This window comes from Paraburkholderia bengalensis, from assembly GCF_037126505.1.
GTDB lineage: Bacteria > Pseudomonadota > Gammaproteobacteria > Burkholderiales > Burkholderiaceae > Paraburkholderia > Paraburkholderia bengalensis.
In genome coordinates, this window is the sequence record NZ_JACFYJ010000064.1 from 35,185 (window position 1) to 49,699 (window position 14,515).

Consider the following 14,515-nt stretch of genomic DNA (forward strand, 5'->3'; position numbering starts at 1 on the left):
TGGATGTAACCGGCCGAACCCCGTGCACGAACTAGTTTCGTTGGCCAGGACACCCGTGGCATCGGCCGGGGATGTTCAGACATCCATCACGCAAATGACAACGGTCCTATCTCTACAACAAAAAGGTCGTTGCAAGAAGCGTGGCGAAAACAATTTTGTCAGCGGGGTGAACATGAGGTTTCCAGCTCAAAGCGTGCGCGCGACCGTCATAACCGGCTTTGGTGTCGTGATCGTCGCCCTCTTAACATTGGCCGTGATATCCATCGTACAAGTCCAGACCATCCGCGAAAGGCTCGACGACATCATCGACCTGAATGGAGTCAAGGAGCGGTATGCAATCAACTTCCGTGGAAGTGTTCACGATCGCTCGATTGCCCTACGCGACGTGACACTGGTTGGGAAAGGTGAATTGCCCGCCGTTGTCCAGAACATCAGGAAGCTGCAGCGCGACTATGACCAGTCTGCAGAGCCTCTTGAAAAGATCTTCCTGGAGGGCTCGAATGTCAACGACGATGAAAAATCCATCTATTCAGGTATCAAGGCAGCTAAGACTCGCGCCCTCCCGTTGATCGACCGCGTCATCGACCTCCAGTCAAGCGACCGTGCAGACGAGGCTCGCAAAGTCCTGCTGGACAGCGCGCGGCCCGCATTCGTCGCGTGGCTGGCAGCCGTCAATACAATGATTGACTATGAAGAATCACTCAGCGACACGGAGGGAATCGAGGCGCGGCAAATCAGTATTAAATTCAGAATACTGATGGCTTGCTTCACGGCGGCGGCGAGCATACTAAGCCTGGGCGTTGCCTGGTACGTAACTCGCAAGATTTGGCGAACGCTCGGCGCCGATCCACGCGCGATGATCGATTTCGCCGAAGCGATTCGGGATGGTGACCTCTCCCGACGTTCTCCAGCCCGCTCGGATGATGATAAGAGCGTCATGGCAACCGTTGCAGCAATGCGCGATAGCCTCACAAGTATCGTGAATCAGGTACGCGTTGCAGCGAACGGTGTTGTGCAAGCAAGCCGGGAAATCGCTGACGGAACAACCGATCTTGGTGCGCGAACAAACAGACAAGCCGCAGCGCTTGAGCAGGCGACCAATGCATTGAGCGAATTTGACTCTAGCGTTTCTGCCAACGCCGCGAACTCCGGGCAGGCCGACGAGCTCGCGAACAAAGCTTCCCTGACTGCGGGCAACGGAGGAGACGCAGTCGGACGTGTCGTCGAAACCATGCGTGGCATCGACGCATCGTCCCGACGCATCGGCGAAATCGTTTCTGCGATTGATTCCATCGCCTTTCAGACAAACATCCTCGCCCTGAACGCAGCGGTCGAAGCCGCCAAGGCGGGTGGCCACGGAAAAGGATTTGCCGTCGTCGCGGGCGAAGTCCGGATACTGGCTCAGAAAAGCGCTGAGGCTGCCAAAGAGATCAAATCGCTGGTCAAGGAAAGCAACGCCCGCGTAAGCGATGGGGGCCGAATGGTCGAGATTGCCGGACAGACCATCGAAGAGGTGATTGTTGCTTCACGGAACGTCACTTCGATAATGAGCGAAATCAACGACGCTTGCCGACTGCAAACTCATCAGATTGGCGAGGTACGTAGCATGATCGAGCATCTTGAAGGCACCACGCAGCAGAACGTGGCCTTGGTCGAACAGTCTGGTACCGCGACCGAGGTGCTCATTGCCCAGGCTGCGAGGCTGCTTGATACCGTCAGCGTCTTCAAAACCTCAGCCGGCACCGTGGCTTGATTCACACAATCGCACGCTGTAGGCGCTCCACACCACCGCGCCGCAGCGCCTAGGTTGATCCAGTCTCGATCCCTCCTGCGAAAACTGACGCGTTCCGCAAGCAGGGGCGACGGTTTACCCTGCGAAGACAAACTACACGAGCAAATTTGGGCACCTCGAACTAGCGGCTTAGATGCAGGCCAGACAAGTGAAATCCCGCAATCTGTCCAGTCTGGACGAAAAAAAGGCACGGGAACATCCCGTGCCTTGCATGCGAGAGCCAACGCGATGGGAGACATCCTCTCGCCAAGAGGCTTCAACGACGAAGCGACTCAATTACGCCACGTGTTTCGTCGACGCGCAATCAGACCAAAGTATCGGATAGTGTCTATGGGATGAGAATGCCGGCACCCTCATTAACGAGCGCGGCTGACGGGTAGTTTGTTCCCGAGTTGAAAAACAAGCAGCTCAAATCTGCCGAGCCCGTGGCAAATTTCTGGATGCCGGGCATAGCAGTGCGGGCCGGTGCGCTTTGCGGCTTTAAGGCGACCCGTTCGAGAGACTCGGGTGGCTTAACACGACTCGAGACCAACGTCGTATCGAATACCGTCTAAATTTCTCCATCGCCGGCCATGTGTATCAGGTCCGCGAGCGATTCTGCCTCCATTTTTCGCATCACCTGTCCTCGATGGGCTTTTACAGTGATTTCGCTGATGCCAAGTTCGTCACCGATCTCTCTGTTCAAGAAGCCTCTCAGAATCAGAGAAAGCACTTCCCGCTCACGTGGCGTCAACTCACGATACTTATGCTTGATTGCTGCTTTGCGGCGCTCCCGAACCACCAAACCTTCACTACGTTCGATTGCAGCTCGAACGGCATCGAGCAAGGCATCGTCTTCGAAAGGTTTCGTCAAGAACTCCACTGCACCAGCCTTCATTGCCCTTACAACCGTCGGAGCGTCCCGTCGGCCGGTAACGAAGATGATGGGCATGGCTGGTCGCTCGACAGAAAGGGTTTTCTGTAGTTCGAGCCCCGTCAGGCCTGGCAATCCTATGTCAAGGAGCAGGCAACTTGCCCCTGTGACCTCCGGTTGCTCAAGAAACGCATCTGCACGAACGAAGCTTTTCACCTCGTACCCTTCATGCTGCAGAAGTGATTCAATCGCCTCTCGCACAGAAACGTCGTCATCAACAATGAAGACGGTCATCGGCAATGACGATGCACCCGGCAATGCTGCCCTTCGACCATCTACGTACAGCGTGTTCATGGACCTCTCCAAATCATCAACGCTCATTATCTCCGTGTCTTATTCACCGCCTTTATCAATGCATCAGACAGTTCACTATCGCTGAAGGGCTTATATAGGCACGCAATCACGCCATCTATTGACATCAGACCACGCGCAGAACTACTATGATTCGCCGTGATAAAGATGATCGGAATGTTGATATCCCTCGCTCTCAACTGGATTGCCAGTTCGTGCCCTCCCATCCCTGGCATCATGAGATCGAGAATCAGACAATCCGTATGCGCGGCTCCTCCCGATTCCAGGAACGACTCAGCTGAGTCAAATGCACGCACATCAAATCCAAACTCCCGGACAAGGTCCGGAAGCGACTCGCGCACCGACTCATCGTCATCCACTACAGAAATAAGCAGCCGTGTTTCCATCGTGCATTTCCCACACGAAGCACTGGAGGTGCCAACCACCCCAGATGGAACGCAAAAAAATGCTGCATTGCAGCAACCGAAAAGCAACTTTCCTGACAACAATCAGAAAAATAGCGCCCGTCGGCTCTGATGTCTATTAGCCTATAGTGTTGGGTCTGGATACTATTCAGTGTCGTCCGGATGGTTATCAGAATCCGTAGTGCCGTGACATGGTATCGAGAACCCGAATGTGGCACCACGCTCTTCATTTTTTCTCCCCCACAGCGAGCCGCCATGAGCCTCGACAATCCATCGGCTGACCGACAAACCGATCCCCATTCCATCCCGCTTGGTCGTGTAGAACGCTTCAAACAGCTTGTCAGCGGCTGAAATGTCAAATCCGATACCGGTGTCCTTCACACACAGGTGTGCGCAATCGTCGCGGCAACTGACGCTAACGGCAACCTCGCGCGGCCCGTCGGCGTTGGCCTGCACTGCATCGATCGCGTTTCGGATCAGGTTCAGGATTACTTGCTGCATCTGAATCCGATCGCCTACGACGAGCGAAAGCTCCGAGTCATACGACTCGGTAAGAGCAATACGATTTTTTCGCAAATCTCTCTGGGCAAGCTCTATCACCTCTCGTGTAGCGGAGACCAAATCCCACCAGCTGGTGTTGATTTCCTTTTGACTAAAAAGATTTCTCAGCCGCGCTATGACATCAGCGGCCCGGTTTCCATCGCGGATGATTCGTCGCGCGGTCTCAATCGCTCCCGCAACATTCGGTGACTCATTATTAAGCATCCGAAGAGACGTGTTCGCGTTCGTGATAATTCCGGCCAACGGCTGGTTGACTTCATGTGCGATAGAAGCCGTAAGAACCCCCAAGCTGCTCGCTCTGGCTGCCTGCGCGAGTTCGGCTCGTGCCTGAGCCAGAGCTTCTGAGGCGAGGTGACGCTCAGTTATGTCCTGCACGGTACCAACATATTCCACTTCGCCAGTTAGTGCAGTGGTGGCGTACGCGCAATATTGAAGATACTTGACGGCCCCATCTGGCATTAGAATCCGCACCTGCTCTTCAAAGGTTGCCGGGCTGTCCTTCTCATCATTGATTTTCTCAAAAATGAATGATGCATCCTCAGGATGGGTCCGGCTTTCAATCATGGCTCGCGTTATCGGCACGCCAGCTTCGAATCCGAACATTGCCTGCAGTGTGCTAGATCCAGTGATGATGTCCGAGCCTACACGCCACGAGAAGGTCCCTAGCCCAGCCAGCCGTTGAGCTTCTGCCAGCAAGGCTTCGCTGCGTCTCACCCCTTCTTCCGCCAGTTTCCGATCGTGGATGTCGGTGCATGTCACGTACCATCGCTTGATAACGCCCAATTCGTCGCGCATGGCATTTGCACGAAGCCAGAACCACCGATACTCTCCATCCGCCCGCCTGATGCGAACCTCGAACCCATTATCATCCTGGTCACCTGTCGTTGTTATCGTGCGCCAGTGTTGGGTTGTACGACGAAAATCGTCTACGTGGAGAGCTCTCGCCCATCCCCAGCCATCGCTTTGGCTGAACGAGAACCCCGTATATCTGGACCACTGCTCATTAAAGAAATCGGCATGACCGTCTGGCAAACTTGACCAGATCAGCATCGGGATGGTGTTGACGATCAAACCCAGCCGCTTTTCACTGGCAGACCAGTTTTCCTCAGCACGTTTCCGATCCTCGATATCAGTCGCAACACCATACCAGCGGACGATCTCACCGAATCTGTCACGAAATGGTTCAATGCGAAATAGAAACCAGCGATAGACGCCATCGTGGCGGCGAATCCTGACCTCGGCTTCGCTCGGTCTGCCAGATGCGGTCGATTCGTGCCACTTCTCCATCCGGTGCGCCAGATCTTTCGGATGAATGGCCACTTGCCAGCCCCAATCTTTGGATTGAGCTGCAGTCAACCCCGTATACTCGTAGTGCGCCCTGTTAAGAAACTCGCACGCACCATCGGGGAAACTGCTCCACGCCATGATGGGAAGAAGATCAAACAGTTCCCGTAGCCGCCAGTCAGGCATGCCGACCGAATGCTTGCGCTGATAGTAGCGCTCGCGAGTATCCACGCCGACAGATCCAGCAACGAAGCCAGTGCCTAGGTCGAGCCTCGTGCCCATCCGTGCTGCAAGCTGCTCCAGCGCTGATAGCGCAACCTGCCTCTGGTCGTAGGGCTGTTTTCCCAGACTACCGACGATTTTTCGCGCCGCAACATTAAGAACCAATTGCTCGGCTGGACTCGGAAATTCATAGCGCGATGCTCCTGCGATGAATACCGCTCGCATCTGATCGATGGAGAAATGAAGCTGAAAAAGTTCGGTTGACCGTATTTTTCGGAGCGACGCCGTGCCCGAGTCGTCGGCGTTTGTTGACAAAGTGCGGCTCAGCAATCGACGAAGGTCACCAACCTCGCACCTATGGCAGTCGGTTCGCGCCTGATCGATGATTTCGAAGCGCACATGCTGCGATGCGTCTTGCATTCGAAAGCAAACAAAATCAAGACTTAATATTTCAATAAGCCTACGGAACAAGATCTCCAAAAGCGTCCTTTCCTCTCCTTCATGACTCGAGGGATGCATGAAGAGAAGATCAAGGATTTCATCCAGCGCAGCCACTGAGCTACTGACGGCATCCATACGCCTCGTGTCACCAAGAATTTGTCTAAATTCAGCAGATGACGGCATCGCACCACCTCCAGAACCGGCCTTCTGCGCTCCCATGTTCAATCTTCTTGCCATCGGCCCGCGTCGTATCGCGCTTCGGTAGCAAAGTTGTCTGCACGACCAGTTATCCCAGCATCAAATATCAGTCTTCCCATCCTCGAAGCAAAAGCTACATTGTTGGTATCTGCCAAACTTTCGCACTCGGTTCACTGGGCGGGGTTCGCTACCCGCTTCACGTTGTCAAACCCCACCCGCACTCGGCCGCATTCAGGTAAAAGATACGTAATTACTACATCTATCTTCGTGTGCCGCACACACATGCTTCCTAGATGAGGATAGCACGCATTCGCTATCTAGATTTCGTTTAAGCGCCCGTTTGCCTTATGAATTTTTCTGAATTGCTTCCGCGATGCAGCCTGCTACCAGCAAGTACAGGCCCAGTTTCCGATACCTTTGTCTACTTGTTACAGGACACGCTCCATGGCGTAATGCATTCAAACGTAAGCATTGAGGGCAGCAAAAATGCCCGATTTGTCGCTTTGATCTTCAACAGCCCTCTGAAGGGTAAGTCCGTCGGAGGAACGAAGCTTATGTCATGGATCGCTTGATTTCCTGGTGAGCCTATGCGGAGCCTTTTGCTGGCCATCGGTGGCGTTTTTGGGCAAGAGTGTGAAACTCTTGCACCTAAAGAATTATCCTGCCGCACTATCTCCGGGTGATTCTCTTATCTAGTTCAGAAGCCTGATTTTTCGGCTTTGTGCGGCGAAAAGACTCTGCTGAAAGCAGCGCACAGACGTGGTTACATCGAGTACTCTGCGAAGGCGCGCATCCGACGTTGTCGCTTTCTCGCCAAGCAAACTGCGCCGCAGCAATGCTAACGCGTAATCTTGCCACTGTACTTTCCCACGAGTACTGACCCATGATACCGAGATCTGTAAGAACTGTGCTTGTCATCCAAGCGCGAGACCAGTATCACCACTCGTATCAGCAAGCTGACCGAAACCGCGTTCGCAGATCCAGATGTCTTCACATGACAGCGTGCGATACAAATTTGGTTACCAGATAATTATCGAGAGCTTCCGTACCTCCTTCTGATCCGTAACCGCTTGCTTTCACTCCACCATAAGGGGTCTCGGGTAGTCCCAGCCCCAAATGATTGATAGATAGCATTCCGGTCTCGAGCTCAGAAGACAGATGGTCCGCAATCGCGTTACTGCGGGTGAAAGCATACGATGCAAGCCCATGAGGGACACGATTCGCCTCTTTGATCGCTTGCTCGACTGTTTCAAATTCGCTTAGTAGCGCCACGGGGCCGAACGGTTCTTCGTTCATGATCCGCATGTCAACTGTTACATTGGACAGCACGGTTGGCTCCAGAAAGTGCCCAATATCGCCGATCCGCTTACCGCCAAGCTCAACCGTAGCCCCACGCTCGATTGCGTCGTCAATCAGATCTTGCACAAAACGAAGACGCTGCTCAGTGGTCAATGGTCCCATCGTGGACCCGGGTGAAATCCCGTTGGCGACGTGGATACGCTTAACCTCGGCTATGAACTGATCTTTAAAGTCATCGTAGACGCCGGATTGAACAAGAAACCGGATTGGAGACACGCACGCTTGCCCGCTATTGTAATATTTGGCGAAGGCGAGAAGTTTCGCTGCCGCATCGATCTCCGCATCGTTGAAAATTATCGCTGGAGCATGACCGCTGAGCTCCATTAAGCATCGCTTCATGTGCATCCCTGCAATTGCCGCGACTGCCTTGCCTGTTTGCATCGCTCCAGTAAACGACACAAACCTGATCACGGGGTGCGAAATAAGGTGCTCTGAGATCTCGGTTGGATCGCCGTACAGCAGGTTAAGTGCTCCCGGCGGCAACCCCGCGTCACGAAAAACATCAGCGAGCACCGAGGTAGTCGCTGCTGTTTCCTCTGCGGGTTTAAGCACTATGGAACATCCTGCTGCCAAAGCCGGCCCAATCTTGCGTACTGCCTGGGCAATAGGAAAATTTGAGGGAGTAAAGGCGGCGACAGGCCCGACCGGTACGCGCGACACCACTTGACTCACACCTGGCACGCGCGCGGGGATCATCCGCCCATACGTGCGACGGCCTTCTTCTGCGAACCAGTCAAGAAGGTCTGCCGAGAGCGCTATCTCGCCTCCGGCTTCTTTAAGTGGTTTTCCCTGCTCGCGTGTCATCAGTCGCGCAATCTGCGGTGCACGCTCTCTGAGAAGGTTCGCTGCTGAGCGAATAATTTTGCATCGGTGGAAAGCCGACCGGTCCCGCCAAACGACAAAGCCGGCACGGCTCGCTTCGACGGCTGCCCGAAGATCCTTCTCGCTCGCATGAACGACTTTGCTCACAAATTTGCCTGTAACTGGGTCACACACTTCCGTGTGCCCATGACCAGTCGCATCTATCCATGCACCGTCGATGAACAGGCGACGATGCGTTCGCACGCTGCTCTCTGCAACGATCTCATTCTCTTCGCTATGAAGTATGTGTGCCATTGTCTATCGCACGCAGCCATTCATTCAATTGCCTTACATTATCGCCTTAAATCCATAACCCAGCACGCAAAAATAAGTGCTCGACATGCCAGCATCGTCATGATCCGTTTGTAATCCACACCGAGCAGACCTGTTCAAGAACTTCGATGTGTCATGATTCGCGATCAGGTTTCCTATGCCCGACTCAGGATTCGCAAACATCCGCCTTTCGGCGATGAGCAGCGCCGGCAAAAAATTTATTATAGATGATGCACGTCATCCATCCCACGATTTTAGACGCATGCGTATGATAACGCGAATCATGCTTGATGTCAGATCATTGCTCGCCAGAAGTTAGCGACCCGATTCATCTTGATTTATGCTACTCCGTGCCTCGTCTTCACTGGATGTTGCGGCTCTACTCAGAGTTTGAATGCAGTTCGAGGCGCTGAGGAACCATAGCGGAGTCAGGCGCAACGTTATTGCAAAGTCCACATGCCTTCGCTTGATCTACATGACAAGCTACGGTCATACCTGCTGTCATGTAGCAGCCAAAGAACAGCAACAGATTAATGACACAGCAGTGAATCATGGTGGCGTGACATTGAAATTACTGTTGCGGTAAGCTGCCGCCTCTGTCTTATTCGGGCGCACCATAGCGATGCTGAGGCGCCATAGTAGTGCACAACCTTCTCGTGCATTGCTGCTTCGGCCGTGATTGGCATTCTTCCGCCCTTAACCTTCGGCTGCCCGCTAGCGGGCCTTGCCGCAGTGCCTGTCTATCGCGATGCACCGGCCGTCGCTGGTCGTGGCGGGTTCATTCACACCGAGACCGATGTCGCCCGCCTTCAACTCTGCCCGCTGCAAGCTCCAGCGCCTTTCCGTATTGTCGCGTTGACGTAACACCGGCCGCAGACGTCTCCGCCGATGCTCCCCGCGCCGAGCTTACACCTCGACAGACCGTGGCTGCCTCACAGCGGCGGTGCGGCGTTGACGAAGAGCGCCATCGCTGCAGGCGGCCGCAGCGCATCATTCGTCACATTGGGGTCAGTCAACGCTGTAGCGTCGGTTGATAAGAGTCGTATGCAGGCATTTAGCCTTCGTCAAGCAGACGATCTATGTCATGTACGTCGCCTCTGAACCGGGGAGCCTAGCTAATCACTTCTATCGTCGCAACCACAACGGCACGCGCTAGAAGTTATATTGAAAATATATCTGACTAAAATTTATACCAGGGTTTGGATGCTTGATGCCAGCATTCGATAAATGTTGGAATCGAAAGCCTGCCTGATAGCTCTGATGCTCACCAAACTGCGCGCCCACGCCCGCCATGTCCGCGAATTGAAAAAACGAGGATAGCGTCCGATCTTCTGTTTCTCGCACGTGTGACAACAGGCGCACTCCAACTCCTGCTTCTACGTATGGACGTATCCGACCCGTGCTCTTGATGACCCGGAATACAGGTGTCAATCCAAACTCCCATATGTTTGAATGAGTGGCGCCCCGCTCCCAAATGTCCCAATAGGCAACATGGGCTTCGCCGACCAGCGTGAAGTAATACCCCCCAACTTCCCACCACCCTAATCCGGGATCCCACACTCCTCCGATATCTGCTTTCCTCACCCCGTGGTCTGCAACACCCGCTGCAAACTGAAAGCCGTAATGAGAATCTGCTGGAGCATCCTGTGCGGCGCTTGCAACGGAAGCAAAAATTGTCAATGAAATCAGGTTACGAACAACGGCATTCCTAGTGTTACGCATGAATCTCCCACGATCGGATTGCTTTTTTCTCACACGCCTAGTGCTTCAGCGACCAGCGCGAGTCGTAGAATTGCGCACGATGCTTCACCAGCCTTCTGTCGCTAGCGCGATATCGATAAAGCGCACGGTCTCGCGAAGGCATAGTGTATTTCACGTGGGAGAACTGTGCATTCAAATGACTTATTTCACATGCTGTGAATGCCTGAGAAAGACATGAGCCCGCTCCTTCATTTTGCTTGCGTCAGAAAACAATCGGTAAATCGCCAGATTTTTTGCCTACTTGGTCCTGAGCGGCCCTATATGGTTGTCATTTCAGATTGCATCCATTCGATAAAATTTGGCATAGAACAATCGACGCCCAAGTTATCCCCATATTTTGTTAGCAACACTGTGGATATCTTCTTTCGATCTTGCCTTAAGCCGTTGATATACCAGGCAAAAGATCACCCGCAGCAAGACCGAGGCGCGCCATGGCAAGTTACAGTGAGGCACTAGCATCCTGGGGCGGAATCTCTGCAGCCCGCAGCACCCTCATTATTCTGTTTTTACCAAACGCTTCGTATTTTATTCCTATAAACAAGACCAATCAAAACGAAAATTGTTCACGACCGCTGCAAGATTAGCGCTATCATCTAGTTCACGCTGCATTGCATGAACATTACATGTTGCGATAGCGTCTCTATCGATGGGGAAGAACAATGAGCATATCTGCCGAAGACACAACCAATCGTCATTCGCTCGAAAGTCTACTGTCCTTCACTGTCTATTCTGCTAACCTGGCGTTGGGCAAGGCCTACAGACCCATTCTGAATAAACTACAACTAACCTACACCCAGTACGTCACAATTATCGCTCTTTGGGAAGCAGGCGAGCAAACGGTAGGCTCACTCGGCGAAAAGCTATACCTTGAATCAAATACGCTCACGCCTATCCTAAAGAAGCTCGAAGCGATGGGATACGTAGAGCGGAAGCGCGATACGCAGGATGAACGGCAAGTCAACGTCGTGCTCACTCATCGTGGACGTCGCTTGTACGAATCCGCATCGAGTATCGATATAGTCGAACATTGCGGTCTCTCAAAAGGCGACTTTTTGGAGCTTCAACGTTCAGTCGTGATGCTCCGTCAGAAGTTGTTAAAAATCGCAGATAAGAGTGATGATCAAATCGTGCCGACTCGTGGGTAAAAGTGGCGATCTTCCGCTCTTCATGAAACCGACCCGGCTTCCACTTCAAGCGCAACAATTCCGCAGCTGTCCAATTCGCTGCCCCTCTCTCTGTAGGCCGTTATATGAGTGTAAGTCAGACGCATCTCGGCTCGCCCCCAGCTGATGCCAATCCACGCCTGCGTGTGATGTTGGATGCGCCCATTGTTCCCATGCTGGCACGCATGAGTTCGCCAAACATCCTCATGATGCTCGCACAATCCTCTACGGGACTAATCGAAACATGGTGGCTCGCAAAGCTGGGGACGAACGTACTGGCTGGTATCGCAGTGGTCGTCCCCGTGTTGATGTTGATGCAAAACATGTCTCAAGGTGCGATGGGTGGTGGCATATCAGCCTCAGTCGCCCGTGCTTTGGGCACTGGTAATTCTGATCTTGCTAATGAACTGGCCCTTCATGCCGTTGTACTAACTGGCGTTATCGGCCTGGTGTTTGCGATCGCTCTGACCGTCCTGGCCCGGCCCCTTTTTGAAATGCTCGGTGCACATGATGCGGCGCTGATGGCCGCGACCGCATATGGTCACGTTTTATTCGCCGGCCTGCCTTTGATGTGGGTCATGAATGCTCTAGCCAGTATTGTCCGAGGCACCGGAAACATGGTGGTGCCCGGTATAGTGATCTGTGCGGGAGCAGTCATTCTCATCCCTCTGTCACCGTGCATCATATTTGGGATTGGCCCGTTCCCCCAGCTTGGCGCAGCAGGCGGTGCTTGGGCGCTTGTGGCGTACTATGCAGCTGGCACTGCGGTGTTGGGTTGTTATTGCATGAGCGATCGCAATGCCGCGCGTCTACGCTTTGGCAAGCTCAGTTTCGCACCGATTCGCCGTATTTTCGCGATTGGTGGTCTTGCGTGCGTAAATCCCATCTTGACGAATTCAATCGTGGGTCTCACGGGCGCAGCAGTTGCAGCTCATGCAGGGACAGCCGCCCTCGCTGGCTACGCAACTGCCGCGCGACTGGAATACGTTTTGATGCCGATAGCTTTCGGCCTTGGAGCGCCGATGGTGGCACTGGTCGGAGCGAACATTGGCGCAGGTCAGCACAGGCGTGGCAGAAATATCGCACTGACTGGAGGCGCAATGGCGTTTTTGATCGCCGAAACACTGGGTATCGCCGCGTCAATATGGCCAAGCCGCTGGCTACTGTTGTTTGGCGGAAATGAGCAGCTGCTCGAGACTGGGTCCACCTACCTTCATATCGTCGCCCCGTTCTACGGCTTCTTCGGGCTTGGTTTTGCGCTTTATTTTGCTTCGCAAGGCGCCAGTCAACTGCGCTGGCCTTTGATCGCTGGGGGGCTGCGGCTCGTTATATTTGCCGGGATCGGGACTCTAATCCTTCAGAGTGGTGGATCTCTCAAACTCTTCTTCGCGGCGGGCGCTGTCGGGATGTTGGTGTATGGCATAACAGTCGCATGGTCTGTTTCTGCCTGGCGATCGACATCATCTAGCGTTGACTAATTTGTGATCTCTCTTGTGCTGGCAGCGGAATAAGGCTGCACCTTGCATACTCAGCCGACGAGGATAACGCTCATCGAATTCGACTGATCATGTAGTTTTCGATCGGCTTTGAAATAAAAGATCGTTCAACGACCAAGGCGAGCCAATCATCGGAAACATGCACGTAATTTTCAAAAAACGACTTGTCCGCATCACGCACTGCCATGATTGCATGGGCCATCCATATGTATGGTGTAAAGGATGATTTCATCTTTGCTACCACCAGTTCTTTGCTAGAAGCCAGTTCGCCCTCCAGCAATTTTGTGAAACGGTGCATGGTTCGGTATTTGCTGCTATATATCGGATCATCTAGCGAGACGATTAGGCGACTACTCTCTGAATATCGGATTCCTTCTCCGGGCGTATATCCTCCAACAAGCACGCGGCGGTCTTCAATTGCATTTAAATTGATCAACGCTAGCGTACTTTCCAGTCGCGAAAGGAATTTCGCTGCCTCACCGCGATTGGGCGACCGGAACTCTTTGCGCCAACGATTCAGCTGGCTTATGCGATAGCCGGCTTCAGTTGCAGAAAAAGCAACATGGCCAATGCTAGATTCGATGCCCATTGTGCAAGCAACGTGTGCTTCGCGCTTGATAGCATGAGCGCTGAACGAAGATCGTGAGATCGATATCAACGCGTTGGGCTGCTTGAGCGCAGCAAGCGTGACGGGATTACTATCGGTCTTCGTAGATTTCATTTATCGTCTGTGACGCAAGCCCTCCGTGCACGCGAAACTCGAAGTGCTGCTGAAGTGCGGTTTGCGGGCATCGAAAAACACTTGCAGCCTGAATCGTTATACTTGCTGACAAGCTATTGTGAGCGTAGTGTACTACACAAGAATCGAGTCTTCGTCTCTGATGCATCGAATTGAAAAGCGACCACTTCTCCGTGTCATAAGGCGTCTCAACATCCTCCGTCAACGACCACAGAGAACAATGGCTAGCGATAAGGCACGCCATTAACGCCATGTGTGTGCCGATCAGCGTCGTGCTGTCTACTGGTTGCGCGACGCCGTAGCCTGCGATGCATTTTTCTCCGCCAGGATATTCACTTCGACCTGTGAGCTGTCAGTCGATGTGCCATCCAACTTCATCGCATCACGCTCAAATAATCGCAGCATTCCGGCCTTTCTGCACCGTTTCGCCCGAAGAGTGATTCCACCATTGATCGTGATAGGACCCGGCTCGCCCAATTCCGTTACCTTGCGCGAAAGCCGGCGTGCTAAATGCCGCGAAGAAAACCAGACCTGCAACGAAGCTACTTTTCATGAAAACACCTCTTCCTGTCTGCTGGGTTGCGACGCCACCTTGGCTAACGCGACAGGAGGAAATGTAGACCTTGGCGATCAGCTAGTGAACTACCCCGGCCTGAAGGCCGGAGCTTCCCCTTGAAGCGCCATTTTCAATGGAGCCGTGTAAAACTCCGCTACCGGTGTAAGGGATTCAGTTAAA

The 14,515-nt window shown here is 53.3% G+C and carries 9 protein-coding genes; 3 read left to right on the forward strand and 6 right to left on the reverse strand.

What is annotated here, in order from left to right; all coding sequences use genetic code 11:
• The first annotated feature begins 55 nt into the window (after window positions 1-55).
• Complete coding sequence (locus tag H3V53_RS29305) at window positions 56-1,753, forward strand: methyl-accepting chemotaxis protein (protein WP_336600895.1); 1,698 nt, start codon at window positions 56-58, stop codon at window positions 1,751-1,753.
• 589 nt (window positions 1,754-2,342) lie between these two features.
• Here the strand turns inward: H3V53_RS29305 and H3V53_RS29310 are convergent.
• From H3V53_RS29310 to H3V53_RS29330, 5 genes are all read right to left on the reverse strand, one after another.
• Window positions 2,343-2,999, reverse strand: coding sequence for a response regulator transcription factor (locus H3V53_RS29310; RefSeq protein WP_336600896.1), 657 nt, complete (start codon window positions 2,997-2,999; stop codon window positions 2,343-2,345).
• A 26-nt stretch (window positions 3,000-3,025) separates the two neighbouring features.
• Window positions 3,026-3,403 (reverse strand): response regulator transcription factor, encoded by a 378-nt coding sequence (locus H3V53_RS29315; protein WP_336600897.1) that lies wholly within the window; start codon window positions 3,401-3,403, stop codon window positions 3,026-3,028.
• 162 nt (window positions 3,404-3,565) lie between these two features.
• Window positions 3,566-6,148, reverse strand: a complete 2,583-nt coding sequence (locus tag H3V53_RS29320; RefSeq protein ID WP_336600898.1) for a PAS domain-containing sensor histidine kinase — start codon at window positions 6,146-6,148, stop codon at window positions 3,566-3,568.
• Window positions 6,149-7,117: 969 nt separating this feature from the next.
• Window positions 7,118-8,602 (reverse strand): NAD-dependent succinate-semialdehyde dehydrogenase, encoded by a 1,485-nt coding sequence (locus tag H3V53_RS29325; RefSeq protein WP_336600899.1) that lies wholly within the window; start codon window positions 8,600-8,602, stop codon window positions 7,118-7,120.
• Window positions 8,603-9,772: 1,170 nt separating this feature from the next.
• The gene (locus tag H3V53_RS29330) at window positions 9,773-10,342 is read right to left on the reverse strand and encodes an acyloxyacyl hydrolase (protein WP_336600900.1); all 570 of its coding nucleotides are present in this window, start codon (window positions 10,340-10,342) and stop codon (window positions 9,773-9,775) included.
• A gap of 698 nt (window positions 10,343-11,040) precedes the next feature.
• Here H3V53_RS29330 and H3V53_RS29335 point away from each other — a divergent pair.
• Together H3V53_RS29335 and H3V53_RS29340 are read left to right on the forward strand one after the other, a co-directional pair.
• Window positions 11,041-11,526, forward strand: a complete 486-nt coding sequence (locus H3V53_RS29335; RefSeq protein ID WP_336600901.1) for a MarR family winged helix-turn-helix transcriptional regulator — start codon at window positions 11,041-11,043, stop codon at window positions 11,524-11,526.
• Window positions 11,527-11,630: 104 nt separating this feature from the next.
• Window positions 11,631-13,022: an MATE family efflux transporter gene (locus H3V53_RS29340; protein WP_336600902.1), complete on the forward strand. Its 1,392-nt coding sequence runs from the start codon at window positions 11,631-11,633 to the stop codon at window positions 13,020-13,022.
• 70 nt (window positions 13,023-13,092) lie between these two features.
• Here the strand turns inward: H3V53_RS29340 and H3V53_RS29345 are convergent, their stop codons facing one another.
• A complete protein-coding gene (locus H3V53_RS29345) occupies window positions 13,093-13,761 on the reverse strand; it encodes a hypothetical protein (RefSeq protein ID WP_336600903.1) in 669 nt (222 codons plus the stop codon).
• Window positions 13,762-14,515: the final 754 nt, after the last annotated feature.